The following is a 26,299-nucleotide window of genomic DNA, read 5'->3' on the forward strand; positions in this document are numbered from 1 at the left end:
GCCCCAATTAGCAAAATGAGTTTAGATTAGCGATGGGTAAATTTTTTAACCCGCCGTCATTTTTCAATGGCAGCCGCGTCAGCGCTGGTTTGCCAGTTGATAGCCAAGCTCTTCCTATCTCGACTGGTTCCCAAGGTTTCTGCTATGGTTATCCATCCAAAACTTCTGACTGATCCCTTTCTGCAACTTCCCACTAAAAATTCGGTTCGGGTTGTTTGGTTTACTGAGTTTGCCGGTATTCAACATACCGTTCACTACGGGGAGGGACTGGGGCAAAAGGCTGGGGCAAAAACCACCTTACTCAGCCGCACCCATGAAGATGCAGATTCCTACCTGGAAACACCTGCCACTCAGCTAACTCGCCGTTTGATCTGGCGGCATGAGGCAGAAGTAACCGGGCTACTTCCTGGAACTCCCATTCCCTATCAAGTAAGCAGCACCCGCGAAGATGGAGAAGCAGTTCACAGCGAAATATTTACCCTATCTGCCAGTCCTGCGCCCGGTCAACCGCTCAAGATTTTACTCACATCCGACCACCAACTGAAGCCAATGGTGGCTGCTAACTATCAAAAGGTGGTTGAGACGGTTGGGAAAGTGGATGCCGTGTTGTTTGCTGGAGATCTGATTAACGTCCCCGATCGCGCCTCCGAATGGTTTGATGCCAGTACAGGCAATGCGTTCTTTCCAGTTCTTCAAGGACGGGCACACTACGAGATGGAAAGGAACGGTGTCAAAACCACCTATGTAGGGGGGGCGTTGATTCAGTCGGCACCTCTATTTGCAGCAATTGGTAATCACGAAGTGATGGGACGGTTTTCCACCGAATCTAGCCTCCATTTCCAATTTAATGATGCTGTTCCTCGTACAAAAGCCAAAGAGCGGTATGACCAGGATGCCAGAGTGATTAATCCCACCAATGATCCTGCAATACAGGACAGTTGGTTGAAAAATCATTCCTTCAACACAGACACCTACGAAGAAATCTTCAGCTTTCCAGAGAACTCTCCCGGTGGCAAGAAGTATTATGCCATTACCTTTGGCGATGTCCGGTTAATTGTCCTCTATATCACCAACATCTGGCGCACCTATAACCTTACAGCAAATGAAAAAGGACGGTATCACGAACAGCAGGCAGATCTGAATATCCCTGATAAGTGGGGCTACGGACAGCACATCTTTGAACCGATCGCGGAGGGTAGCCCGCAGTACAACTGGTTGAAACAGGAGCTAAACCATCCTGAGTTTCAGCAGGCCAAATATCGAGTGGTCATGTTTCACCACCCGCCCCACACGTTGGGAGATAACATTGTTCCCGCCTATACCGACCCGGTGCAGGTGATTGAGCGCGATATAGACGGTACGATTAGGGCTATTCGTTATGAGTACCCGAAACAGGCAGATTACATTATTCGAGACGTTGTGCCGTTGTTAGAAGCCGCTGGAACTCACCTTGTCTTCTTTGGACATTCCCACCTCTGGAACCGCTTTGTCAGCCCCAGCGGTACTCATTACCTGGAGTCATCCAATGTCGGGAATTCCTATGGGGCTTATGTGGGTGATCGCAAACGCCCCATCCCCTTAAATTACAAGGAAGAATACGTCGCCACCGGCGATCCTAATGGTCTGGAACCCGTTGTACCAACCATTGCTCCCCTCCGAGATACCAGCGGTCAACCGATGCCCTATATTGCCAGTAACGACATCACCGTATTCAGCATCTTCGACACCGGCAGCGGCACCATCAGCAGCTATCGGTTTGATACTCAGGAGCCAGAATCAGCCGTTGTCAGGTTTGATGAGTTTCGGGTGAGGAGGGAAAACGTTCTCGATGAAAGGCGGAAATAAGTATCAACCCTTGTTGGAGTACTTGAGACGGTGCGATCGCCCCCAGGTTGTGCTAACGTTTGCAGAAATCGAAACAATTCTTGGGGAATGCTTGCCAGATTCCGCGCGCAGCAAACGGGGTTGGTGGAGTAATCGCAAAAAAGGTGGGCTGCAGGCATCTGCCTGGTTAGATGCCGACTACACTGTCAAGGCATTAGATCTGGCGACAGAGCAGGTGACATTTAGCAAACCACCCTCCGTTTATAAAGTGCAGCGAATCGATGGCACAGTACAGTGGGATGGTAGGCTAATTCGAGCTTTGCGGCAACATATGGGAATGACCCAGGCAGAACTTGCCAGAGAATTGGGAGTGCGCCAACAGACCGTCAGCGAGTGGGAAAAGGGGGATTTACACACCAACCCGTGCCACTTCCAATTACTTGACCCTCGTTGCCGAGAAAGCCGCATTCAAATACGAAGAGGGCTAAATCATGAATCTCCCTTCTTTTCTCTGGCTCTGGAAGATTGCGGCCTGGTCAATGGGATTTGCAATCTTTGCCTACCTTCTGCTAGCCAGTTCGGGGGGATGGATGTTGTTTTCTCGCCAAAATCAACAGTCCCGCCCTAATTGGGTGCGACCTTTTTCACTACATCACCGGAATCGCCATGATCGGATTAGTCCTGCTGTTACTGGGGATTGGCATCGTAGGGACTATAGGCCACTATGGCAGTCTGGGGCACTCATCCCATCTTCTTGCGGGGTTGGCAGTCGTTGACCTGGTATTTCTGTCTGCTTGGAGCGCCATTCAAATCAGTGAAGAACGTCCCTGGGCGAGGTGGCTTCACATTGGCACTAATACCATTCTTTGTATTGCGTTTATTTGGGTTTCTTTAACAGGCTGGAATGTTGTACAAAAGTATCTTCCCTAATGGTCTGTGCATCTACAAAGGAGCCGTTCATGACTGGTGAGGTTATCGTGATTGATCATCCTCTTGTCCAGCACAAACTTACACTAATGCGCCGGGCAGAAACGAGTACGGCAAAATTTCGATCGCTCCTGATCGAGATCAGCATGCTGCTGGCCTATGAGGTAACGCGAGATTTGCCAGTTAAGTATGAACCGATTAAAACCCCACTCGCGAACATGCATGCACCCATCCTTGCCCCCGAAAAGAAGCTAGTGATTGTACCCATCATGCGGGCAGGACAGGGAATTCTCGATGGAATGCTGCAACTGATGCCATCTGCCAGGGTGGGACATATTGGCTTATACCGCGACCCTACAACGCTGATTCCGGTTGAGTATTACTTTAAAGTGCCTCACGACATCGAAGAGCGAGACATGTTAGTAGTTGACCCCATGGTGGCCACCGGAAACTCTGCGGTTGCCGCGGTTCAGCGGCTAAAAGAAACCAGTCCCAAATCGCTCAAATTAATATGCCTCCTTGCCGCTCCAGAAGGCATCAGTAACTTTCATGAACAGCATCCCGATGTCCCCATCTACACTGCCGCAATCGATGAAGGACTGGATGAGCACGGCTATATCATCCCAGGACTGGGAGATGCGGGCGATCGCCTCTTTGGTACGCGGTGAGAAAGGAGGCAAAAGCGGCAAGAGGTAGATGAGTGGGGGAGTGGAAGGGTGGGAAGGTGGGGGTGGAGAAACCTCACCTATCACCTATCATTCCACCACCACCTCACCCTCACACCTCTCTAACAACTAACAACCATGAAAACCCATCTTTTGAGACAAGTCCCCGCCCTCGAAATAACCCCGGAGCTTTTCGAGCCATTTGGTCAGGTCATCTTTGCTTCCGAAGATGGTGTGCCTTACGGTCCTGCAGATGCTCAACTGCAATTGCAGAACGGCATCCCCCGCTTTTACATCATGCGATTACGCGATCGCGGGCAAAGATTTCACAAAATTACCCGCCACTTACGCTGCACCCAATGCCTTGGCTCCCTGGAAGGCAAGGACTGGTTGATTGGAGTTGCCTCCGCCTCTGATGCCCCCTACCCCAATTGGGAAGCCATTACTGCCTTTCGAATTCCCGGCAACTGTTTCATCAAGTTAGAGATGGGAACCTGGCATGCTGGCCCCTACTTTGAGCATACCAGCGTTGATTTTTACAATCTTGAACTCAGCGATACCAATCTCGTTGACCACGATACCTGCGATTTGCTGGAACGTTTTGGGGTTGAGTTTGAAATCCTTGCATCAGCAGATTGATCGCTCTTCTGAGGCGAGGGCGATCAATCCACTGTTTAGCGTTAAATCTCTACCAATCGAACTCCATAGGTTTCGACATTTAATGTGCCATTCACAGTTCCAGCAACCTCTACCATCTGAGTCAGGACCTGGCGATCATGCACCTGTCCCCGTAAAACAATCACAGCCCCCCGTTGTGTAACATGCAAATGTTCCAGATATTGGGGAGCAAACTTCTGGTGAAGTACTTGCACAACTCGCTTAGCCAGACCGCTGTGGTCATATTCCCCATTTAAACCCACTAAACCCACGCGCTCTGGTGGAATGGTTTTGAAAAAATTGAGTAAACCTGGGTAGGACTCTAACGCCTCGAAGTGGTAGGAGACCGACCAGTCTAGTTCCAAATCTGAAGAAATCCCTAATAAGCGCATAGATCCACTGCCTCTTAATCAAGAGTAATGGTAGAAGCCATGGACAATAAGGATAGAAATGAGCTGAGTGTAACCCTATCGCATTCAGTTTGTTAAGAACCGTTAAAATACTACCTGTTTGGGAAATTAGGGCAAGGCCCAATCTGGTTATTGAGTTTCGACAGCATCTTCTTATCTTGAAGAGACAAGACCTATAAAATCTTTAGATTTCTACCCCAGATTTCTACCCCCGGAAGGGAGTTGTTTTTGGGCTGCTTTTCGAGAGTAGTCTCGTTATGAGATCAATCACGTCATACCATTAAAAAGCCTGGCTCATTGAGTCAGGCTTTATGCTTTATTAGCTTTTGCTCTATTAAGCGATCGCCCACTAAATCCCCACTTGGTTGCCACGCTTATACTGCAAATAAGCTGCAACGAATAAACCAGCCAGGGTAATGGGAACTAGACCAAGCACAATGCCGCAAAGAATAGGTTCTACCAAGTTGCTTCTCCTTAATAATCAGCAGACAGGGTTATACAATGTCTATCTACCATCCATCGTACTATAGCGGTTCAGCAAAAGCACTCTGTCCATACTGGAAACCATTCCCGCAGTCGATAGCAAATTTTCTACTGATATAGCTTAGCCACCAGGCTTAGGACGAGGTGCAGGGGTGGAAGCCCTGCACCTCGTTCAAATTTCAAGCAGGATCGCTATACAAGCCTTTACCAAATTGCAAAGTTATCTGAAGAAGCTCTAAAGTATAGAAGTCTGTTCCTATCCCTCTCAAAATCTTTTCTATTAACTTTTTAGATAAGACTTTTGGATAACCAACTGCTCAAGAACCAAGACTTTACTCTGCGGATTGCGCTAGCAGTTTTAGCAATCCTGCTAATTATCGGTTTGGCTTTTTGGGGTGTACACCAATTTCGCCTTTCCGATCCCTACATACGTACAGTTCTTTCCCTTAAAGGAGATGAGGTTCAGGGGCACGCCATTTTTCAGATGAACTGCTCAGGCTGCCACGGGCTCCAGGCAGATGGCCACGTGGGACCCAGCCTTAAAGGCGTTTCCGAGCGAAAGTCGAAAGTCAGCCTGATCTATCAGGTAATCAGCGGTAAAACTCCTCCCATGCCTCAATTTCAACCAACTCCCCAGGAGATGGCAGATTTGCTGAGTTATCTGGAAAGCCTTTGAAAGAAGGCAGAGGGAAAAGAGTACATGGGTGGATGAGTGGGAGGGTAGATGAGTATAGTGATCCTATTTGGATTGTGAGAAAGTTTGGATTGTGAGAAAGGATTCCGCAGGAATCCTTTCTCACAAAGCTTCTCAATCTCACGACTGATTTAGAACTGCTATAGCGGTAGTCATTATGGTTAGGACATGGTTAGGACGGGGTGCAGGGGTGGAACCCCTGGCTGGGGGCTTCGCCCCCACTCCCTCTCTAATTCCAATGTCCTAACCTACCCGCGTAGAGCTATATAGAGAGTACAGGAAGGGGAGCGGGAAAGTAGTCGGCTGGGGAGTAACGGAGTGCTGGGTACTGGAGGTAAAGAGGAATCGCCCTCTCACCCCTCACTCTCCACCCCTCACTTCACTGGCGACCAACAAATAACCCCTAAGGGACTCGCCGAGAAATAACATCCCACTTTCATCTACCCATCCACCCCGTTCAACTTGGGATTTTATTTGTACGTTGATCCTTAACAACTTCTTCAACTCCTGGTACTGCCAATGACTCCTTCCACTAACCAATCCATTGTTTCCAACTGAGGATCGGTTTGTTTAAACTCTTTGCCTGCTGGAATAACCACTTTCCCGGTATTGTCTTTTATTTCTCCCTTGTAAATCACAAGCGTACCTTCCATTAGCTTCGCTTTAGCGGCGTCCGCATCTTTTTTGGCGGCTTCGCTGACGGCAGGGCCGTAATCAGATAGCTTGACAAACCCATCCTTATATCCCCCTCTGACCAGATGGGGAATCCCCTCGCTCATGAGGGTCTTGCCACCCAGGATTGCTTCAGCATAGTTGGTGTAAATCTTTGTCCAGTCCCACTCGGCACCGGTGAGGTAGCCTTTGGGGGCCAGAGAAGATTGGTTGGTATGGTAGCCGGTACAGTAGATACTCCGCTTCTCTGCGGTTTCCATAATGACTTTGGGGCCGTCTACATGGCATGTAATCACGTCAATGCTCTGGTCGGCCATGCTATTGGCAGCTTCGGCTTCTTTAACGGGGAGCGCCCAATCGCCGGTGAGGACGACCTGAGTAGTGACTTTAGGGTTAACGGTACGGGCACCCAGGGTGTAGCTGTTAATATTTCGAAGCACTTGAGGAATAGGTTTAGCGGCGATGAAACCAAGCTTACCTGTTTTGGACGTGTGGGCAGCAACGATACCTGCCACGTATTGCGCTTCGTCGATATAACCAAAATAGCTGCCGACGTTGTTGGGGTGTTTCCCTTCTTGATAAAGCCCACCGCAGTGAAAGAATTGGATTTCTGGGTTTTCCTGGGCAATCTTCAGAATGTGAGGGTCAAAGTAGCCAAAAGATGTGGGGAAGAGGACTGTCACCCCATCCTGGTTGATCATGTTCAGCATGACTTCCTGCACTTCCGTTGTTTCAGGAACGTTTGCCTGCTCAATGGTTTTTACCCCTGTCACTTTGGAGACGCCTTCTTTCCCTTCAAAGTGAGCCTGGTTATAGCCATAGTCATCTTTGGGCCCCACGTAGATGAAGCCCATTGAAATTTCTTTGCCGCCAGTAGCAGGGCTGGGGCTACTCGTGCCACCATCCGGAGTTGAGATGGGACTGGGACTGCATCCGGCCCAAAACTGCGAGGTTGCGCCAAAGGCTCCGACTGCCAGTAGTCCACGAATGACCTGACGGCGGGGAATGGATAAGGGACGGTTATGGTTCACGTTCAACTCCTCCTTGGCAGAGATAAATGGGTCACTTTGTTGCTATGTCATATGCGTTAGATTACAGAGGCGATCGCAGCGCATGGGGATGATCAAATCACTGTGCTGGAGCCAAACATTGTTACTTTAGATACATTTCAATCTCCCTATGAAACCCTTTGACTGGATTGTGATTGGCGCAGGAATTACGGGAGCGGCACTGAGTTATGAACTCGTCAAACGGGGGTTTTCGGTACTTCTGTTAGAGCGACATTCCCTCCTTCAGGGCTCAACCCGGTTTGGTTATGGTGGGCTGGCTTACTGGTCTGGAACCACAGACCTGACACGTCAGATTTGTGCTGAAGGAAAAGCGATTCATCAAACCCTGTCGCAAGAACTAGAGGCGGATACCCAGTTCCGGGAGCTCGATCTGGTGTTAACTATTACCCCGGATGCGGATCTGGAGGCCACTGCCCAGTCCTATGCCCATTTTGCCGATCCGCCCAGGTTGGTGAGCGTGAAGGAAGCCTGTGAACTGGAACCGCTGCTGAACCCGGCGGCGATCGCGGGTGCCCTCACAGTTAAGCATGGACACATTGCTCCAGAGGTCACAGCCCGCGCCTACACTCAGGCATTCACTCGACTGGGAGGAAGGGTAAAGGTGGGGCAGGTGACCAGACTGTTGCACGGCGAAAACCTGCGGATCATCGGGGTGGCCTGTGGAGAAGAGGTCTACCACAGTGCGAATGTTGCCGTTTGTGCCGGGGCTCTAAGTCGATCGCTCCTGAAAGCTGCCGGAATCCCTGTGCGGCTTTACTTTACCCATGCCGAACTGGTGGAGACACCTCCCGTTGACCTGAACCTGCGAACTTTAGTGATGCCAGCCGATACCCAACGGTTTCAGCTTGAAGCCGAGGCCAGCAAAGCAGAGCTGGATGCCCTGTGGGATCAACCGGGATACGAACCAGCACCCGCAATTCTGGACGCAGGAGCTATTCAGATGAGGGATGGGACCCTGCGCATGGGTCAGGTCAGCCGCACTTTAACCGACCCCGATGCGCCGGTGGATGCCCAAAAGAGTGAAACAGAAATCCGAACCCAGGTTGGACGTATCTTGCCTGCCTTAAAGGATCTGCCGGGAATCTGGCACCACTGCCTGATTGCATTCAGCCGCGATCGCCTCCCCCTGATCGGCGCAATTCCTGGCCATGAGGGTGTTCACCTGTTTTCCGGGTTCAGCAATCCGCTAGCGATCGTTCCTCCGCTGGCGCGACGCTTTGCCCAAAATGCAGCCGGAAAACCCGATGAACTCCTGGCACAGCTATCTCCTGCAAGATTTGGGCAATAAGCAACAACGCACTCTAGGCAGTAACCCTCTGAAATTGGGTTAGCCAGAAAAGTTCTCCCAGCTTACCGGTGAAAGAGCAGTGTAAGTATTCTTCCACCCCAAAGAAACCCCTGGAGTATTGATTTTGTTTGGGTGATATAACTGTCGCCAGGTGGCTTAGAACATTGGTTTTAAATGTGGGGCGTGGGGGCGAATCACCCAGCCAGGGGTCCACCCCTGCACCCCGTCCTAACCAGAATGACTACCGCTATACTACTTTTCAGTAACGCCCAAATTTCAAGCAGGGTCACCATAGAAGAGGAAACAGAAGAGAAACCGATTCTGGCTCCTGGCTTCTATTCTTAAATCAGAAGCTAAACTGCGCCCGAACATTCCCCACATAAATGGTAGGGTTGTCGTCAAAATTGTTAGCGTTGAAGATTACATAGAACGCCGGTACAAGGGCAATGTTGTTGGTAATCGGGAAGTAGTAACTGGCTTCAAACTCAGACATAGTGCCGCCATCCCCCGCACCGGAGGCAAAGAACTCTTCACCCTTCAAAATATCCATCGGCACCAGGTAGGTAACAACACCCAAAGCGCCCTTCTTGAACAGATCGGGGAAGCCAAGCCCAACCTGGAAGGATTGAGTATTGACTCGCTCATCAATCGGCTTGAGCTTGGTGGTGGCGTAGTTGTAACGTCCGAAGATGCCAATCCAGGGAGCGATCGCCCAATCAAAGTTCACTGAAAAAGTATGGGCAAAAGCATACTTCAACCCTCCATCTGACACATTGCCTGTAATGGGGTCAAAGATCGAGAAACCGGGACCCGCATCCAGATAACCATAAGGAATTGGCTCACCAATCGCACCACCAATCTGTCCTCCATAAGCCTGAATCCTGGAATAGTTGTACAGGAAGCGAATGTTGATGGTGTTTGTGGGTGAGAAGGTCAACTCAGCCGTGGTGGTGTTGGTACCCCCAAACAATCCAAAGTTGGGATTGCTGGAGGTGTTAAACCCAAACTGGCTGGGCAAAAATTCGGTATTTTCTCCCAGGTAGGCAGCCGCAAACCGGAACTGCTTACTGATGTTCCACTCAAACACCAGACCCGAACCCCGGTCGATCGCATTGGTTTGGGTGCTGCCAATGGAATCAAAGGAACTAGTCCCCGTCAGGAAAAAGGTGTAGCGGTTGAAGTCAAAATGGCGATACCAGTTAACCCGTGGACCCACCGTCAGCTTCATAGAATCGTTGATCGGGAAGCTATAGAACAGGTCATGGATAACAAAATCACTTCTGCCATTGACCGTGCCTGCTGTCTGATCCGTAAACGGTACACCAAAAGCGTTAAAGAACCCCGCAGAAGCGTACTGGTTCACCGGAGAAATGGAGTTTCCCGCAGTCAACTGAGTCACCAGTTGATCCTTACCTGAGAAGGATGTGCTGAGAGTCAGCCAGGTAAGGAAACCAAAGGTAATTTCAGGGTCACCTGTGGTCAAAACGATGGGGTTGCCCAACGCATCGCGAGCACCCGCAAACCGCACGTCTGCCCTGGCACCGGGAACAGCTTCATATAAAACATCATCCCCAGCCGTGGCCCCAGTCACATTAAACCAGACCAAACCGTTTAACTTGGTTGTGGTCGAAAACTGTTGGGCTTCCAGGGTGGTGGTGCGAACTTCGATCTGGTCTACCCGACCCCTTAAAACAGCCAGTTCAGCCGCAAACTCTTCCTGAAGCTTTTGCAGAGCCAGCAGGTCTTCCTTCTTTACCAGATCGCTGGTAGCCGCTGCCAGCAACTCGGTAATCCGGTCCATACAGGCATTGACCCCGGCTGCAAACTCGTAACGGCTCAGAGCCCGGTTACCCCGATAGGTTCTGTCTGGATAGCCAACGATACAGCCATAGCGTTCTACCAGGGATTGCAGTGCCTGAAATGCCCAGTCAGTCGGCCTCACATCCCTCAATTGGGAAACCGAGGTGACCTGTTCCATGCCATTATCGACTTCAACTGCATCGGAACCAGCAGAATTATCAAGACTGGCAACATTTGAAATTTGATCAATTGATACTGGCTCTACAGAGCTTATTGGGACATCGTCCGAAGCGTTCCGAACTTGATCAGCAAAAGCTTTGGTTGGTACCAGCCCTGCTGCCGTTATTGATACAAATAATGCTAACCAAAAGCCGAAAGGAGTAGCCAGCAATGACTTCCATTTAAAAATAAAATTAGACATCGATCCTCACATCGACTTTGAATTTAAAACACCAAAAACAAAGAATACTAGAGATAGCGGGTGTGAGATGTGATTTTTGCCACATTTGTAACATGGCAGACAAAACACTACTTCACCAGATGGATTCACTAGAATGCTTTTCAGACCGGGCTGAAGTTTATGCCCAATACTGCCCCGATTACCCGGTGCAAGTTATTGACACCATTCTAGAGGGCTTGAATATGGGGGCGGGTTTGGTGGCAGCAGATGTAGGCGCAGGAACGGGTATTTCCTCACGGCTACTGGGCGATCGCGGTTTACAGGTCTACGCCATTGAGCCAAACTTAGCAATGCGTCAGGCTGCTACAAGCCATCCCCAGGTGACATTTCAGGCCGGAAACACAGAAAACACAGGATTACCAGATACCTCAGTTGATCTTGTCACCTGTTTTCAGGCGTTTCACTGGTTTGACCCAATCCGGTGCCTGCCTGAATTCCATCGGATTTTGAAACCATCCGGACGACTAGCGGCGGTGTGGAACATTCGCGATCGCGCCGACAAATTCACCAATGAATACAGTGAGATAAGTAGCTCCCCCCTTTACCAATTAATTATGACTACCTACTTATGAATTGAGCTATGGATTTGCATAATATTGAAACTTACCTGCGTCCGTCTAGCTTAGAGGCTGTTCAGGATTGGAAGCAGGGATGGGCATGGCTGGCGGGGGGGACGTGGCTTTTTTCTGAACCGCAGCCCGCACTCAATACACTGGTTGATCTGGAACCACTGGACTGGTCAGCGATCGAGGTTAGAGAAGATTATCTGGCGATCGGGGCAACCTGTACGTTCAGCCAACTGTTGGACTATCCCTGGTTGCCAGAGTGGCAGGCGACTTCAGCCTTTAAGAGAGCGGTTTCCGCACTGGCAGCTTCCTTTAAAGTGACCCACCTGGCAACCATTGGGGGAAACCTCTGCCTGGCCCTGGCCGTAGGAGTGATGGCTCCCTTAATGGTGCTGCTGGATGCCATTTATGAGATTTGGAGCCCCAGCGCCCCTCCTCGCCTGATTGCGGCAAAGGATTTTCAGCTTGGTGTACAAAAGACCGCTTTGCAGACTGGTGAAGTCCTGCGTCGGGTATTAATCCCTCAAACTTCGCTGTACTGGTCTACCAGTGTTCAGCGGTTTGGCATCGCAGCTACAGACCCAGCCCTGTCGCTGGTAATGGCCGCCCATGATAGTACAAGCTCCCAGACTCGCATTAGTCTGGGAGCTTGTGTAGCAGCCCCATGCCTGCTGGAATTTTCGGGATTTCCCATCCACGAACAAGTTGTGGCAGCGACGCGATCGCTCAACTGGCTGCAAGACGCCAGAGCCAGCGCTATCTATCGACAGCACATTACCGAAGTTTTGATTGCACGTGCCTTAGAAGAATTGAGGAAGTAGAAGGTAGGAGTCAGGGAGAGGTGATAGGTGCCAGGTCCAGAGCTCAAAATTCGAAAGTGTTCTGGAAACGGGGTTCTAACTCCTTGAAATCCTGATTCCCTCGACCCCCTTTCCAGGATTGCCACAAAAAATTTGACAAACCCCAAAATTCAAAATTCATCACTCCTGACTCCATCACTCATCCACCCCCTCACCCCTCACTCATTTGACCAACAACTAACAACTAACAACGACTCCTCACCCCCATGCAACCCATCACTCTCAAAGTCAACAAACAGTCATTAGTCGGAGAGTGTTCTCCTGGAACCAGCCTGCTGAGCCTGCTTCGTCAAAATGGCTGGGTCGGGGTGCATCGGGTTTGTGAAACAGGAGATTGTGGAGCCTGTACTGTCTGGATGGATGGAACCCCGGTGCATAGTTGCCTCTATCCAGCGATGCGGGCAGAGGGACACACTATTACCACGATTGAAGGGCTGGCTCAGGACGGGCAGCTTTCATCGATGCAGCAGGCATTTCTGGAAAAGCAAGGTTTCCAATGTGGCTTCTGCACCCCTGGCATGGTGATGAGTGCGGAGAAGGTGAAGTTTGAGGGCGAGAGCGACCTGCGGCTGGCGATGCGAGGGAACTTGTGTCGGTGTACGGGGTATCAGGCGATCGTGGAGAGTATTCTTTTGGGGAAGGAGCCAGAAGTCAGGAGTCAGGAGGGGTTGGGGGCTGAGAAGAAGGAAGAAGAAAGAGAAACGAGGAAAGAAAACAATCAGGAACCAGAAGAACTCGAAACTCAAAACTCCCCCTCCACTCCCCAAATTGGGCAGAGCGTTCCCAAACAAGATGGTCCCGACATTGTGACGGGTAAGCCGGTGTATACCTCTGATTGGGCACCACCAGGGTTACTGCACATGAAAGTGCTGCGATCGCCCTACCCCCACGCCATTATTCGCCAGATCCACACTGAAAAAGCGAAATCTCTCCCCGGTGTCCATCTGGTTCTCACTCATAAAGATGTGCCCCGCCGCCCCTACACTACGGCTGGACATGCTGACCCGGTACCTGACCCTCTCGACCATTACATTCTGGATTACAAAGTCCGCTTCATAGGTGATCGCGTCGCTGCCGTCGTTGCCGATTCTGTTGCGATCGCTGAAAAAGCCTGCCAGTTGATTGAAGTGGATTATGAACTCCTGCCCCATGTGATTGATCCAATCGCAGCGATGGGTAGGAGCCATGAGGAAGAAGGAAGAAGAAAGAAGGAAGAAGAAAAAAGTCAGGGGCCAGAAGTCAGAAGCCAGGAGTCGGGAGCTAGGAGTCAGGAACCGGGAGTTAACTCAGAACTCAATATTCAATACTCAGAATTTAACAATCAAAACTTTCCCCTCCTTCATGACGAACCTGAATCCAGCGCGATCGCTGACCCCAATCGCAATATTTCTGGCTACATTTCAATGCAGTCAGGAGATTTAGAACAGGGGTTTGCGCAGGCTGATTTAGTGGTTGAAAAAACTTACCGTCTGCCAGCAGTGCAACATGCTCATCTGGAGCCACACATCTGCACAAGCTGGCTGGATGAGGAGGGTACGCTGGTAGTCTGCTCCAGTACTCAGGTGCCGTTTCATTGCCAGCGGGTGCTGTCAGAACTCTACGACCTGCCCAAGGAGAAAATCCGGGTTTACAAGGCAAAGATCGGGGGCGGTTTTGGCAATAAGCAGGAGATTCTCTGTGAAGACCTGTGCGCTCTGGCAACGCTACGAATTGGGCAACCCGTCCAGTGGGAGTTTACCCGCCAGGAGGAATTTACTTGCACCAATAGCCGCCATGCGATGATTGTGCGCCTGAAAGTTGGAATGAAAACCGATGGAACATTTGTGGCGATGGATATGGAAGCGATCGCCAACACAGGAGCCTATGGCAACCACGGTCAAACCGTAGTCTTTCTAACGGGTAATGAATCGCTGGGGATGTACCGCTGCCCCAACAAGCGTTTCGTTGGCTATGCCGTTTACACCAACACCATGCCAGCAGGAGCCTTTCGGGGTTATGGTGCAACCCAGGGAGTTTTCGCGATGGAAACTTTACTGGACGAAATGGCTCATAAGTTGGGGCTTGACCCAATCGAAGTGCGCCGGAAAAACGTGATTTGTCCAGGGGATGTAATTGCGATCGGGCAGGGCGAAAACCACTTTAATTTGATCGGCGGTTATGCGCTGGAAGAGTGCTTTGACAAAGTAATCCAGGCGATGAGTAACGCCCCCAGTCCATCACCAGCTTCCAATCCTCATCTGCGGCGTGGCGTTGGTTTTGCTATTTCCATGCAGGGTAGTGGCCTGGCGAAAATTCATATGGCCTGTGTTAGGCTATCTCTCCAGCCAGACGGTCGGTTCTGTATGCGGACAGGCTCGGTCGATGTCGGTACAGGCTCGGACACTACCTTGCGCCAGATTGCTGCCCACGTTCTGGGCATCACCGTTACCGATATTGACATCATCACTGCTGACACCCATACCACTCCTTTTGATGCCGGTTCCTATGCCTCCGCTACGCTCTATATTTCTGGTTATGCCGCCAAACTGGTAGCCGAAAAACTCCATGCTCAACTGTTGCAACTGGCAGCAACACTTTTACAGGCGGAACCCGAACAAGTCTCTTTTTCGAACGGCACGTTCCACGCGAATGGCAAAACCCTGACCTTCAAAGACCTGGCTCAAGCCACCTCCCACTCCTGCCTCTGCGCCGATGTGGAATACTTTGCCGACGAATCTACCCTCACCTTTGCGGTTCAAGGGGTTGAGGTCGAAGTTGATACCGAAACTGGCAGGGTCAGGGTATTGCGCTCGGTGCAGGCGATCGACTTAGGCAAGGCCATCAATCCACGCATCTGTCTGGGGCAGGCGACGGGAGGCAGTGCGATGGGCATTGGCTATGCTTTGATGGAAGAGTTGCTTTTCGATGAACAGGGTAAAATTCTTAACCCTGCTTTCCGCTCTTACCGCATTCCGACAGCGGCAGATATGTGCCCAATGGAAGTGTTTCTGGTTGAGTCGGAAGACCCCCACGGTCCCTTTGGCGCTAAAGGGGTAGGAGAAATCACCACTAACTGTATGGCTCCGGCGATCGCCAATGCGGTTGCCAACGCCACCGGAGCCCGTCTGGCCCAGCTACCCATGACTCCAGAACGGGTTTGGAAGGCATTGCAGATATTAAATGAATCCTGATTGACATCTGCTTTCTTTCTCTGAACCGATCCAGATTTCCGACTTTTCCAAAAAAGTCGGAAATCTGAAGCATAATCACTGACGGTAACCCTCCATTTTGAGATCGGTTTTTCGTTCAGGAAACCAGAGAGCTAGGGCTGAATCTATAACCTGTTCCCTAAACACACAAAATTAATAACCATGAACCGAAATGGACTTCCTATCTGCTTTGGCTGGCAATTTTACTGGGAATCGGAGGGCTGCACCGCTTCTACAATGGCAAGATGGTCTCTGGCTTTCTGTGGTTGCTAACGGGCGGTTTGTTTGGGATTGGTCAAATTGTTGATCTCTTTCTCATTCCCGAAATGGTGGAAGAACACAACCTGAAGCGTCTGAAGCACCTGGGTTACTCCTATGGAGATCTGGAACCAGGTATCTCGCGGGTCGTGAATACTCTGGAGCCCAAACTGAACGCCAAATCACTGGATGTCAGGTTGTTGAAGGCTGCCCAGGCTCGTCATGGCAGAATCTCAGTCACCCAGGGCGTTGCCGATACAGGGGCCAGCTTTCAAGATGTTGAGGCAACTTTACTGGCAATGGCAAAGAAAGGGCACGCAGACATTCAAAATGATTCGAAGACAGGAGCTGTAATTTACGTGTTTCCGGCACTTTAGGTTAAGTAGCCAGTAGGAATGATGCCCAGCAGCACTGATTGAGATTGGGGAGCCAGGAGCCAGAACCCTTTTCTCTTCTGACTTCTAATTCTGGCTCCTGGCTTCTATTCCAGGCAGGGTAAAGAATACCTCTTTGTGGCAAGAACCGTTACAAAACTTCCCGATTTGGCATCTGAATTGAAGAAATAAGGGGGAGGGTGAGAGGCATCTACCAACCGCAAATCTGAAGCTGCGCAAGGTATATGCTTTATTTCATTGCTGCCTGGATACTTCTACTCATTGGGTGCTGCGTCATCGGCACGGGCTTGCTCAATGCGCTGCGGGCCAATCAGTTGGAGCGGATGGGCGATCGCTTCATTCTTGCCGTCTGGTTAGGTATCGTTGTTTTATCGGTGACTTTACTGGCGGTGTCTCTGATTTCTCCGCTATCTCCGCTGGTGGGGGCAGTTACGGCTGGCTTACTTTGCACCCTCTCTCTTTTGTCTCCCAGATCCCGCATAGATCTGGCTGCTTTCAGGTCTGCACTGTCATTGCAAAGGATGGCAGGTTTTGGGCTGGTAGCAGTCATGATTGCAGCCCTTACCAGCCATCAGGTCACCTGGATTGATACGGGAATCTACCACTACGGGGCCATTAACTGGTTGGCTAAATTTGGCACTGTTCCTGGTCTGGCGCTATTGATGAACAATCTGGGGTTCACCTCATCCTGGTTTGCGCTGGCGGCTCCCTTCAATCCCGAAATCTTCGATGCTCGTGTCAGTGCAGTAACCAATAGCTTTCTGATCTGGATAGCAGTTATTCAGCTTTTGATCAGCATAAATCTTAGTGTTCACAATCAGGCAAGACTCAGCGATTGGTTCATTATTGTCCTGGCTGGTCTGCTGCCGTTGAGTATCCTCTCTTCTCGCACTCTGGTAGCGATCGCCCTATCTCCCTCCCCAGACTTCCCGGTACTCTGGCTGGTCGAAGTCGTTGCCTGGACAATGATAGTTTTGTCTGAATTCAATGCCGTACCACCTGTTGTCTTAGAGGATAGGCGACAGACAAAAAGAGCCAATGAATGGATGGGTGGGAAGGTGAGTGAGTGGATTACCCATCCCTCCTCCTACCCATCCCCCTCATCACCCCATCACCCCATCACCCCATTACTCCACCCACTCCCTTATCCACCCATCCATCCATCCATCCACCACTCCCTTAACGATCTCGGCGCACAAGCCATTCCCCTCATCCTGGCAGCAGGGGCGATGACCATGAAACCAACGGCGCTTCCCCTGGTGCTGGTGTCTGGCCTCTTTTTTATGGGAGGCAGAAAACGTTGGTTTCGAAAAGGGTTGATAGCTAGTGCGATTCTGATTGTTCTGCTTTCTCCAATGCTGCTCTCAGGGGTTGTGAAGACTGGTTGTCCACTGTATCCCTCCTCAATTTTGTGTTTGGATTTGCCCTGGTCGCAGTCTTTAGAAACTGTACGGTCTGTTGCTAATAGCACTCATCAATGGACCAGTTGGTATGGCAAACCTCCGACGGGCACCATTCCCTGGCTCTGGTCATTTCAACGCTGGCTGAGGGATAATTATCCAAACCAAATCCTGGTTGCTCTGATTGCGATCGCCCTTCTAGCAACGGTTTGCCACACCAAGTCTCTGCTCACGAACCCCAACCCTGGACAGCGCTGGTTAACCGGATTAGGGTTTACCGGCATGACCTTCATCATGCTCAAAGCTCCCTGGATTCGATTTTGTATTCCCTACATTGTTCTTTTAATCGGGCTATCCGCAGCAATCTGTTTTCATAAATGGTTTGGCAGCACATTTCCCCTCATCCATTCCCTACAAAGCTACGATCTGAATCGATCTAAATCCCATCAGGTCATAAAGTGGCTGCCGGTTTTCGTGGGCAGCCTTATAGTCGCAACCTGTATCAGCAATGCCCAGGCACGAATCTTTTTACCACCCCGGATGCGGAATGCCCAGGTTGAGCAAAGGCAGGTCAATGATGTTGTTTATTTCCACACTCAGGGCGATTACCTGTGCTGGGCAACGCAGATCCCCTGTTCCTTCCAACCTTCAAAGCACATTCAATTACGAGACCCCAATCGGGGAATCGCAGGGGGGTTTGTGCGAAAGCTACCAGGCGATCGCCCTCTCAAATAATGAAAAGCGTCCAATGGTGTCCAGCACCAGGGGAGTAGGAGATTGGGCCAGGGGGTAGGTGATAGGTTTCAGTCTAATACCAGTTTCCTCAATAAAGGCTACCTCAAAACCCCACCGCCTATGGCCCCCCCTTGGCAAGGGTAGGCTAGGAGGAGTCAAATGTGCAGCACTTGTAGTACTCATATATAGCTCTACGCGGGTGCGTTAGGACACTGGAATTAGAGAGGGAGTGGGGGTTTCGCCCCCAGCCAGAGATTCCACCCCTGCACCCCGTCCTAACCATAATGACTACCGCTATAACTTTCACATTAATCTGCGAGTGCCCTTTTACCAAGGGCTTAGCCTCCCTCCTTTTCAAGTTTTGTCAGTCAATTAGCATTATGCCTTAAACTTTTCTGTAATCCGTCTCATAGCCTCTTCTACGTTTTCCCGGCTATTGAAGGCCGAGATGCGGAAGTAGCCTTCTCCCGCCGCCCCAAAGCCGGAGCCGGGAGTTCCTACCACGTTGCAGGTGTGCAGCAGTTTATCGAAGAAGTCCCAACTGGAAAGACCATGGGGCGTTTTGACCCAGACGTAGGGAGCATTGACCCCGCCATAAACGGACAATCCAGCCGCTGTAAGCTGTTCACGAATGATGCGGGCATTTTCCATATAGAAGTTGACCAGGGCTTTAGTTTGGGCCTGCCCCTCTGGTGAATAGACCGCTTCGGCCCCCCGCTGTACAATGTAGGATACGCCATTGAACTTGGTAGATTGGCGACGATTCCACAACTTCCAGAGTTCGACATCAGAACCATCGGAAGCTTTTGCTGTCAAGGTCTTGGGCACAACGGTGAAGGCGCAGCGGGTACCAGTAAAGCCTGCATTTTTGGAAAAGGAGCGAAATTCGATCGCACATTCTCTGGCTCCCTCAATCTCGTAAATCGAATGGGGAACTGCTGGATCGGTGATAAACGCTTCGTAGGCGGCATCAAAAAAGAGAATAGAGCCATGGGTGCGGGCGTAGTCTACCCAGGCTTGCAGGTGTTCTCTGGTAGCCGTTGCCCCTGTAGGATTATTGGGAAAGCAGAGGTAGATCAGATCCACTTTTTGAGTAGGGATCGTTGCCGTGAAGTTATTTTCGGCAGTAATTGGCAAATAAACCAACCCTCCGTATTCTCCTTTCTCGTTTGCTTCTCTGGTATGTCCGGCCATGACGTTAGTATCTACGTATACGGGATACACCGGGTCAGTAACCGCGATTGTGTTGTCGTTGCCAAAGATGTCCAGAATGTTCCCAGTGTCGCACTTAGAGCCATCGGAGACAAAGATTTCAGAGGCATCAATATCGCAGCCACGAGCCTGAAAATCGTGGGTGGCGATCTTTTCCCGCAGCCAGGAATAGCCCTGTTCGGGGCCGTAGCCTTTGAACGTGGTGCGATCGCCCATTTCTTCAACTGCCGTAATCATGGCGATACGGCAAGCCTCTGGTAGCGGTTCTGTAACGTCGCCAATGCCCAATCGAATGATTCTGGCAGTCGGGTTTGCTTCGGCAAATGCGTTCACCCGTCGGGCAATTTCGGGAAACAGGTAACCTGCCTTTAGTTTGAGGTAATTATCGTTAATGATTGCCATAATGATTGCTTCAAGTACCCTACAGTGGCTTTCCCAGGCTTAGCTCCCCCGGCAGAAGTTGGAACCGCTCTGCCCAATGGGTATCAACTATAGCAATTTCTGTTCCAACGAGGGACATCCTGTTAGGACAGCTATCGTGTATACACAAATCGCTTGACCTCTCCCCAAACCCCTCTCCGACATGGAGAGGGACTTGAATCAGAGCTCCCCTTCCCTCCAAGGGAAGGGGTTGGGGCTTAGGTCTTAGAGGCTTCCAGCAGAAACAAATCACTGGTATACACAGTAGGTTAGGACAGGGAGGTACCTCATAGGAGTGAAAACCGCTATGCTTCCTGGGTGACCCAGTGACATAAACCGCTGTAAACCAGCTTACTGCCAATCGTAATCCAAGCCCAATTCTCAGAACGATGCTAAGAAATGCTGAAAACTGACCTTTATAGCGGTAGTCATTATGGTTAGGACGGGGTGCAGGGGTTCTACCCCTGGCTGGGGGCGTAGCCCCCAAGCCTCCCTTCACAATTAATTGTGGCCACCTACTTAGGGATCAGCGTACAAATAGAATCCCAAGTTGAACGGGGTGGATGGGTGGATAAGTGGATGAAAGTGGGATGTTATTTCTCGGCGAGTCCCTTATGCTGTTTAAGGTGGCTACTTATGCAGCATCTATTTTTTAACTCGCAGCTCGTGGATATTCCATAATCCCCAACTGGGTAAGCCGGTGTATTTCAGGCCATCGACTGTGTTGCGGGATGCCATCAAGGCAGAGTCATTCACCAGCAGGAGAATGGGAAGTTGCTCTTGAACGAGACGCTGAAAATCGGCGTAGATGGCTTTGCGCCTGGTTTCGTCCAATTCTCGAGCTCCGGCGATGAAGAGGCGATCAATTTCCTTTTCGTAATCCGTTGCCTGCCAGCCCTGAATCGGTGGTTGCTGACCGGGTTGGGGGGCAAGGTTGAAGTAGTGAGAGGCTCCATTGGTCATCCAAAAGTTGGCAGAACTGTGGGGTTCGATGCCACCCGTAAAGCCAATGATATGGGCATCCCAATCCCTTGTCGTCGAGATCTTGTCGCCCAGAGTGTTGAAATTAATAGCGTTAAAGTCTACTTGAATGCCGATTCTCGCCAGGTCTTGTTTAATTTGGGAACCGATCGCTACCCGAACTAAATTACTGGCATTCGTCAATAGCGTGAACCGCACCCGATTGCCATCTGCATCCAGCAGTTGCCCCTGGTTATTGTATTGAAACCCGGCTTTCAGTAGCAGATCCTTCGCAATTTGGGGATTGTATTCGTAAACCTTCAAGCCATCTTTGGGTGACAGGAAATAGGGGCTCTGGACTGAAATCGGAGAATTTTGGATGACTCCCAAACCGCGAAACAGGTTGACGTTGATGCGATCGCGATCAATCGCATGGGCTACCGCCTGCCGGAAGGCCAGATTATTGAACCAGCGAGACTTAACCGGATCCACAATCGGTTTACCGCTGGCATCCTGGGCTTTGTTCAAATTAAATGCCATGTAGAGGATACCCGACCAGGGACCGCCATTGTAAACCTGAAAATTGCCTCGCTTCTCCTCCCGTTTTAGCAGCGAGTAGTATTCCGGGTGCAGGGGACGGGAATCGCCCATTACATCCAAGTCACCGGATCGAAAGCGGAGAAGTTGGGTATCGGTGCTCTCCACAAATTGCCAGACAATCCGGTCAATATAGGGCAGCGGATTACCCTGGGCATCTTGGCGCCAGTAGTAGGGATTGCGGCGAAACACGAGGCGTTGACCCGCTGTGTAGCTCTCCAGCAGAAAAGGGCCATTGACGATAATTTGTTCCGGTGGGGTATCCGTATTCCAGGTGGAAATGAACTTCAGATTGCCGTCCGAGCCCCTGGTTCGCAGTGTTTCTTCCAGTGCATGTTTGGGCATGATCAAAACGCCATCGGGAGCAGAAGTGGCCCGCAGTAAAGGCGCAAAGGGTTCTGGCAGCAGAAATTCGACGCGGCGATCGCTCAATTTACGCACCTGGGGAAACAATCCCCTGGGACCAATCCGCAGACCATCCTTTGCATCCGTTGGAATGTCCGGATTAGCCACAATATCCCGATAGGTGAAAACCACATCATCCACAGTCAGGGGGTGTCCATCCGACCATTTCAACCCTTCGCGCAGGGTAAACACAATTCGCTTTTTATCTGCTGACATTTCCCAGGATTCGGCCAGGGCGGGTTCCACTTTCCCCGTCACTCCGTTTTCACGGGTCAATCCTTCATAGGCAAACAAAAAAATGTTGGGAAAGGACTGGTTATTCGCGAAATTGAATGTTTTGGGATCGGTGAGCGCACTCAGCACAAGCTGGGAACCCTGGGCAGCCTGGCTGCGGAAGTTGGAAGGGTGGCAACCAGATAACAGCAGGAGCAGCAAACTGACTAGCCCGGCTATCAGGAATGGGAGCGATCGCAGTTGAAGTTTCTGGTAAATCGTCACGGAATGTTAAGCGCTACGGAATGTTATAGAAGCCATTTTATTTCCAGCGTTTCGATCCTATTGGATAGATGGTCAATCTATCGGCTCTGTAAGGAAAGGTTTTGGAAACAACACCACAACGAATTTCGCCCCTTCCCGAATTCCCACAAAGGAGTTGACTGTGAACAGGCAACAGGCAGAGTTATACCAGCGGATTCAAACATTTTCTTTAGACGAAACGGATACAGCTTCTTTAGACGAAACGGATACAGCCCTCCCCTTTAGTCACCGTCTTGCCCGGGAGAATGGCTGGAGCCTCGAATATACCAGCCGCGTGATTGAAGAGTACAAGAAATTTGTCTTTCTGGCAGCCATTTCCGATCATCCCGTAACACCCTCTGACCAGGTGGATCAGGTCTGGCATTTGCATTTGCTTTACACCCGTTCCTACTGGGAAGAATTTTGTCCCAAAGTATTGCAAAAGCCTTTGCACCACGGCCCCACAAAGGGAGGAACCTGGGGGCGTCAGAAATTTAATGACTGGTACAATAAAACGCTAAAAAGCTACGAACAGTTTTTTAATCAGCCTCCCCCTTCAGACATCTGGCATCCCGCTCATATCCGGTTTGGGCGGGATACTCGTTTTACTCGCGTAAATACCGAGCAGAACTGGATCATCCCTAAACCAGATTGCCAGTGGATTGCAACCCTCTATGCCAATCCCTTCATGATTGTGGGACTGGTGTGGATCATGGTGTTTAGTGGTGTCGCCTGGGCGGTTGCCGCGCCACCCATTCAGGCATCCTCCCATTGGTTAAACCCATTCAGATATGCTGTCCCGGATTTCTTCTTCTTTTGCCTGCTGGTTGGGGTCACTGGCTTTGTTATGGTCCGAGTTCTGGAATGGCGACTTTGGCGAATGAATGAACACTCATTCATTCCCCCAATGGTGATGGCTGGTTTTTGTTTAGTGCCCTTTGGGTTGGGAATGGGAAAACTGATTGTAGAGTTGTCCAACCTGGTAGCCTGGGAGTTTCTATCACTTTTTTTGCTTTATCGGCTCTGGTTGGAGGGTTGCTGGATCAGGCGTTTCAGTGGGGTATCAGGCGTCAGTTACGCAGGATGGGGCAAACGTCTCCTCAAATCTCACTCGTGGCGGCTGGGGGAGGTTTGCTAAACCGTCCCCTTTCTCAGAGTTTGGCTGCGATCGCGCTCCAGATCACTTTATTTGCAATTGCAGGTTTATACACAACGGGCCTGATTCGCATTGCGATCGGCCTGTCTCGCAATAAACCTGTTGGCTATATGGGTTTCCTGTGCGTGCTAGTCGGTGTTTACCTGATCTGGCGGCTACAAATTAGCTTCAGAAATCAACAACTCCCACTATTGAAGGGTTTGACTGACCTGCTGTATTTCATTCTCTGGCTGACACTGGTTCCTCTAGGATTGTTTGGAATCTTCGTTTTTGTGCAAATTTTTGGCGCTCAGGGGCTGCTTGCTACCATCACTGGCTCCTTGCTCCTGTTCTGTCTGATTACGGGTCAGAGAAGAACCAGTCGTAGTGGAAGTAGTGGACGCAGAATCTGCGGTAGTGACTGTGGTCAGTGCAGCAGCACGAGTGGAAATAGCGGCTGTGGTAGTGGGGATGGTGGTGGAGATGCTGGCTGTGGCGGTTGTGGTGGCTGCGGTGGATGAGAATCAGGCAATTTCCCCACTTTGTTTCAACGTTTCTAAATCACAAATCGGTAAACTTTCTGCCTGAAAGAATTCAACGATCTCCCTATCTTCGAAGGGGATAGAAATTCGATAGGAGATGGACTGAAACAGTTTTTCATATTCATGGGGAGCTAAATTTTCCAGGAGTGAAACTTCAGGCCCTTCATTTGCAATGTCGATCCCCTCAGTTAAAAACAGGTTGAGTACTAACTCGTAGAACACTTCTTCGAGACTGATCTCAGCCTGTTCAGGAAAGTTGCCTTTTTCAACAAGCAAGGTCATCGATTGGCGGTCCGGGTGTTGGGCGATCGCTCGAATCACTTCACTCAGGTATTCGTAGAGTTGTTCACCCAATTGAGACCAATCTGGAAAAATAATCAAATTGGTGGCTCTAAGCCGTAACCGCTTTTCCAGATCATCGATTAGAAAACCGTCCGACTTAATCGCCTTTAAGATGGCTCTGACATGGATGACATGATCTTGAGTTTCGTCTTCATGGTTCAGTTCAATAATACTGAACGCACCTTTAAAGCCGTATCTTTGACACAGAGCCAGGTAGCTGGGAAATTCGACACAATAGTATTTAAATGAATTGATGTTCCAGAAGCTAATGTGGGTTGGATCTTGAAATGCTCCCCGACCATCCGTTGAAGGAACTCGAATATCCACAATTCCATCCGGTTTACAAATCCTCCAGATTTCATTCATGGTATGGAGGCGATCGCTCAAATGTTCAATCGAATCATAGGCTTTAAGCAAATCGACACTGTTGTCAGGAAATGGAAATTGCTGATTGAGGTCTGCAACAATATCCACTTCAGGCCCAGGATAAATATCTACGCCTATAAAACCGGGTGATTTATGATCACCGCATCCAAGATCAACGCAAATTCTTTCAGGTTGATTTTCTTCTGGTTCTGACATAGAGCTGATGGTTGAAAAGATAAATTCAACGAGTTCATCGTAGGTACATTTCTCTTGAATATCTTTGTGCAGTTGATGGATAATTTCTAATCGTTCTTTTTCATGGATCAGGTAGTATTGAATCTTCTCATTAAAAGTTCATCGATCGTTTGATAACTAATTGCTTCGCTAACGGTCGTGATTTTACTTAAATCGGTTCTTCGATCCGTCAGGATAAATCCACCCGATGAACCTGCATCAATCACGCGATTAACGACCGCATCATCAAATTGAATGCCTGTGATATTCAAGTTGATTTTAGAACTGCTGTATACCGCTTGGGTTTTTCTATAGTTATCTGTTGGAGGATGGTAGCTAATGTTTTCCTTTGTCAAAAGGCGGTTGGTTGAAATCCCACTCAGATAACCCGGATCACCACCAATAATATCTATCTTAAAATTAGTCGCAAGACGTTTAAGGATTTCTCCCCGAAAACTGGTGGATAGAAGGCTAACCGTATACTGATAGAGCGATCGCTGTTGAATAAATTCTGGATGGCCCATCACCTTCCCGCCCCGACTGGCATAGGCTACTGCAGAAGGAGCAATTTTTCTATCGAGAGAAGCAAGCCGTAACCAGAAGTCAGCGGCAATGAGATGAGAGTAATCTAAATGTTCAAATCGCTCAAAAACATCCCCAATGCCTGGTAAAACATGTCCAACGAACGAGACATCATGAGTATAGGTTTCTGGTGGGTTTATCTTTTCAAATTCAGAACCATGAAAAATGGGATGCGCATGACTGAATCCCATGATCTTCAAATCAATGAAGTTACTGTATTCCAGGCAGAAATGAATACTTCTGTTATCTGTCCTGCGCCAGGCTTCTAAAGGATGATGACCCGTTTCTAATTCAGTTGTAGTAAAACTGCTCCAGATGTTATCGTGGTGAATAAAAATGAGAAAAGCTAAACTTTCTTCAAATACAAAGCGATTTAATTCCTTTAAGTAGAAGGAAGAGAGAGGGGAATTGTCAAAGATAACAAAATAGTCAATTGTTTGTGATTTGAGGATCTCAATATAGTGATTTAAGGCATGCTCAAAATCAGGATACTGTGTCGGATCAAAGTAGATAACTTGATGTCCTCGTCGTTCTAAAGCATCTCTGTAACCTGTTGTGATGCGTCGATAAATTGAACTGGGTGAGCTTTCTATCAGGAAGGTGAATGAGGGCTGCACTGGCTGACCTTTCATAACG

Annotated in this window: 22 protein-coding genes; 14 read left to right on the forward strand and 8 right to left on the reverse strand. The window is 49.8% G+C overall.

What is annotated here, in order from left to right:
- The first annotated feature begins 66 nt into the window (after positions 1-66).
- From P4D80_RS17325 to P4D80_RS17345, 5 genes are all read left to right on the forward strand, one after another.
- Entirely contained in the window at positions 67-1,845 is a 1,779-nt protein-coding gene (locus tag P4D80_RS17325; RefSeq protein ID WP_421655259.1) for a metallophosphoesterase family protein, read from the forward strand.
- A complete protein-coding gene (locus P4D80_RS17330) occupies positions 1,829-2,452 on the forward strand; it encodes a helix-turn-helix transcriptional regulator (RefSeq protein WP_421655260.1) in 624 nt (207 codons plus the stop codon). Before P4D80_RS17325 ends, P4D80_RS17330 begins: the two co-directional genes overlap by 17 nt.
- 38 nt (positions 2,453-2,490) lie before the next feature.
- Complete coding sequence (locus P4D80_RS17335) at positions 2,491-2,754, forward strand: DUF4079 domain-containing protein (protein WP_421655261.1); 264 nt, start codon at positions 2,491-2,493, stop codon at positions 2,752-2,754.
- Positions 2,755-2,783: 29 nt separating this feature from the next.
- Positions 2,784-3,419 (forward strand): uracil phosphoribosyltransferase, encoded by a 636-nt coding sequence (upp, locus tag P4D80_RS17340; protein ID WP_421655262.1) that lies wholly within the window; start codon positions 2,784-2,786, stop codon positions 3,417-3,419.
- Positions 3,420-3,554: 135 nt separating this feature from the next.
- Complete coding sequence (locus P4D80_RS17345) at positions 3,555-4,055, forward strand: ureidoglycolate lyase (RefSeq protein ID WP_421655263.1); 501 nt, start codon at positions 3,555-3,557, stop codon at positions 4,053-4,055.
- Positions 4,056-4,096: 41 nt separating this feature from the next.
- On the opposite strand, the gene P4D80_RS17350 is transcribed toward P4D80_RS17345, so the two are convergent.
- The gene (locus P4D80_RS17350) at positions 4,097-4,465 is read right to left on the reverse strand and encodes a hypothetical protein (RefSeq protein ID WP_421655264.1); all 369 of its coding nucleotides are present in this window, start codon (positions 4,463-4,465) and stop codon (positions 4,097-4,099) included.
- Between the two features lie 367 nt (positions 4,466-4,832).
- Positions 4,833-4,946: a cytochrome b6-f complex subunit V gene (gene petG, locus P4D80_RS17355; RefSeq protein WP_421655265.1), complete on the reverse strand. Its 114-nt coding sequence runs from the start codon at positions 4,944-4,946 to the stop codon at positions 4,833-4,835.
- Between the two features lie 321 nt (positions 4,947-5,267).
- Here petG and P4D80_RS17360 point away from each other — a divergent pair, with 321 nt between their 5' ends.
- Positions 5,268-5,642, forward strand: coding sequence for a c-type cytochrome (locus tag P4D80_RS17360; protein ID WP_421655266.1), 375 nt, complete (start codon positions 5,268-5,270; stop codon positions 5,640-5,642).
- 518 nt (positions 5,643-6,160) lie between these two features.
- On the opposite strand, the gene P4D80_RS17365 is transcribed toward P4D80_RS17360, so the two are convergent.
- Entirely contained in the window at positions 6,161-7,363 is a 1,203-nt protein-coding gene (locus P4D80_RS17365; protein WP_421655267.1) for a BMP family ABC transporter substrate-binding protein, read from the reverse strand.
- 148 nt (positions 7,364-7,511) lie between these two features.
- Between P4D80_RS17365 and P4D80_RS17370 the strand changes: the two genes are divergently transcribed.
- Positions 7,512-8,690 carry an NAD(P)/FAD-dependent oxidoreductase gene (locus P4D80_RS17370; protein WP_421655268.1) on the forward strand — a complete coding sequence of 393 codons (1,179 nt, stop codon included), beginning with the start codon at positions 7,512-7,514 and terminating at the stop codon, positions 8,688-8,690.
- Positions 8,691-9,036: 346 nt separating this feature from the next.
- Here P4D80_RS17370 and P4D80_RS17375 read toward each other — a convergent pair whose 3' ends face one another.
- Positions 9,037-10,911, reverse strand: a complete 1,875-nt coding sequence (locus P4D80_RS17375) for an iron uptake porin (RefSeq protein ID WP_421655269.1) — start codon at positions 10,909-10,911, stop codon at positions 9,037-9,039.
- 92 nt (positions 10,912-11,003) lie between these two features.
- Between P4D80_RS17375 and P4D80_RS17380 the strand changes: the two genes are divergently transcribed.
- From P4D80_RS17380 to P4D80_RS17400, 5 genes are all read left to right on the forward strand, one after another.
- The gene (locus P4D80_RS17380) at positions 11,004-11,522 is read left to right on the forward strand and encodes a class I SAM-dependent methyltransferase (RefSeq protein WP_421655270.1); all 519 of its coding nucleotides are present in this window, start codon (positions 11,004-11,006) and stop codon (positions 11,520-11,522) included.
- Between the two features lie 8 nt (positions 11,523-11,530).
- Complete coding sequence (locus tag P4D80_RS17385; RefSeq protein ID WP_421655271.1) at positions 11,531-12,337, forward strand: FAD binding domain-containing protein; 807 nt, start codon at positions 11,531-11,533, stop codon at positions 12,335-12,337.
- Positions 12,338-12,582: 245 nt separating this feature from the next.
- A complete protein-coding gene (locus tag P4D80_RS17390; RefSeq protein WP_421655272.1) occupies positions 12,583-15,546 on the forward strand; it encodes a molybdopterin-dependent oxidoreductase in 2,964 nt (987 codons plus the stop codon).
- A 170-nt stretch (positions 15,547-15,716) separates the two neighbouring features.
- Complete coding sequence (locus P4D80_RS17395; RefSeq protein WP_421659555.1) at positions 15,717-16,199, forward strand: TM2 domain-containing protein; 483 nt, start codon at positions 15,717-15,719, stop codon at positions 16,197-16,199.
- 242 nt (positions 16,200-16,441) lie between these two features.
- Entirely contained in the window at positions 16,442-18,352 is a 1,911-nt protein-coding gene (locus P4D80_RS17400) for an LIC_10190 family membrane protein (protein ID WP_421655273.1), read from the forward strand.
- A gap of 378 nt (positions 18,353-18,730) precedes the next feature.
- Here P4D80_RS17400 and P4D80_RS17405 read toward each other — a convergent pair whose 3' ends face one another.
- Positions 18,731-19,966, reverse strand: coding sequence for an LL-diaminopimelate aminotransferase (locus P4D80_RS17405; protein WP_421655274.1), 1,236 nt, complete (start codon positions 19,964-19,966; stop codon positions 18,731-18,733).
- Between the two features lie 663 nt (positions 19,967-20,629).
- Positions 20,630-22,444, reverse strand: coding sequence for an ABC transporter substrate-binding protein (locus tag P4D80_RS17410; RefSeq protein WP_421655275.1), 1,815 nt, complete (start codon positions 22,442-22,444; stop codon positions 20,630-20,632).
- Between the two features lie 160 nt (positions 22,445-22,604).
- On the opposite strand from P4D80_RS17410, the gene P4D80_RS17415 reads away from it, so the two are divergent.
- Entirely contained in the window at positions 22,605-23,600 is a 996-nt protein-coding gene (locus P4D80_RS17415; RefSeq protein WP_421655276.1) for a glycine-rich domain-containing protein, read from the forward strand.
- Positions 23,594-24,118 (forward strand): hypothetical protein, encoded by a 525-nt coding sequence (locus tag P4D80_RS17420; RefSeq protein WP_421655277.1) that lies wholly within the window; start codon positions 23,594-23,596, stop codon positions 24,116-24,118. Before P4D80_RS17415 ends, P4D80_RS17420 begins: the two co-directional genes overlap by 7 nt.
- 3 nt (positions 24,119-24,121) lie before the next feature.
- Here P4D80_RS17420 and P4D80_RS17425 read toward each other — a convergent pair whose 3' ends face one another.
- Complete coding sequence (locus tag P4D80_RS17425; protein ID WP_421655278.1) at positions 24,122-25,063, reverse strand: class I SAM-dependent methyltransferase; 942 nt, start codon at positions 25,061-25,063, stop codon at positions 24,122-24,124.
- 107 nt (positions 25,064-25,170) lie between these two features.
- On the reverse strand, positions 25,171-26,295 hold the full coding sequence (locus P4D80_RS17430) for a glycosyltransferase family protein (RefSeq protein ID WP_421655279.1): 1,125 nt from the start codon (positions 26,293-26,295) through the stop codon (positions 25,171-25,173).
- Positions 26,296-26,299: the final 4 nt, after the last annotated feature.

The sequence above is a fragment of the Leptothermofonsia sp. ETS-13 genome (assembly GCF_049200465.1).
Classification (GTDB): domain Bacteria; phylum Cyanobacteriota; class Cyanobacteriia; order Leptolyngbyales; family Leptolyngbyaceae; genus Leptothermofonsia.

Excerpts from the sequence above, each read along its gene's own strand:
- P4D80_RS17325 (WP_421655259.1), top strand. The coding sequence starts at position 67 with ATGGCAGCCGCGTCAGCGCTGGTTTGCCAGTTGATAGCCAAGCTCTTC.
- P4D80_RS17330 (WP_421655260.1), top strand. The coding sequence starts at position 1,829 with ATGAAAGGCGGAAATAAGTATCAACCCTTGTTGGAGTACTTGAGACGG.
- P4D80_RS17335 (WP_421655261.1), top strand. The coding sequence starts at position 2,491 with ATGATCGGATTAGTCCTGCTGTTACTGGGGATTGGCATCGTAGGGACT.
- upp (WP_421655262.1), top strand. The coding sequence starts at position 2,784 with ATGACTGGTGAGGTTATCGTGATTGATCATCCTCTTGTCCAGCACAAA.
- P4D80_RS17345 (WP_421655263.1), top strand. The coding sequence starts at position 3,555 with ATGAAAACCCATCTTTTGAGACAAGTCCCCGCCCTCGAAATAACCCCG.
- P4D80_RS17350 (WP_421655264.1), bottom strand. The coding sequence starts at position 4,465 with ATGCGCTTATTAGGGATTTCTTCAGATTTGGAACTAGACTGGTCGGTC.
- P4D80_RS17370 (WP_421655268.1), top strand. The coding sequence starts at position 7,512 with ATGAAACCCTTTGACTGGATTGTGATTGGCGCAGGAATTACGGGAGCG.
- P4D80_RS17375 (WP_421655269.1), bottom strand. The coding sequence starts at position 10,911 with ATGTCTAATTTTATTTTTAAATGGAAGTCATTGCTGGCTACTCCTTTC.
- P4D80_RS17380 (WP_421655270.1), top strand. The coding sequence starts at position 11,004 with ATGGCAGACAAAACACTACTTCACCAGATGGATTCACTAGAATGCTTT.
- P4D80_RS17385 (WP_421655271.1), top strand. The coding sequence starts at position 11,531 with ATGGATTTGCATAATATTGAAACTTACCTGCGTCCGTCTAGCTTAGAG.
- P4D80_RS17390 (WP_421655272.1), top strand. The coding sequence starts at position 12,583 with ATGCAACCCATCACTCTCAAAGTCAACAAACAGTCATTAGTCGGAGAG.
- P4D80_RS17400 (WP_421655273.1), top strand. The coding sequence starts at position 16,442 with ATGCTTTATTTCATTGCTGCCTGGATACTTCTACTCATTGGGTGCTGC.
- P4D80_RS17405 (WP_421655274.1), bottom strand. The coding sequence starts at position 19,966 with ATGGCAATCATTAACGATAATTACCTCAAACTAAAGGCAGGTTACCTG.
- P4D80_RS17425 (WP_421655278.1), bottom strand. The coding sequence starts at position 25,063 with ATGTCAGAACCAGAAGAAAATCAACCTGAAAGAATTTGCGTTGATCTT.
- P4D80_RS17430 (WP_421655279.1), bottom strand. The coding sequence starts at position 26,295 with ATGAAAGGTCAGCCAGTGCAGCCCTCATTCACCTTCCTGATAGAAAGC.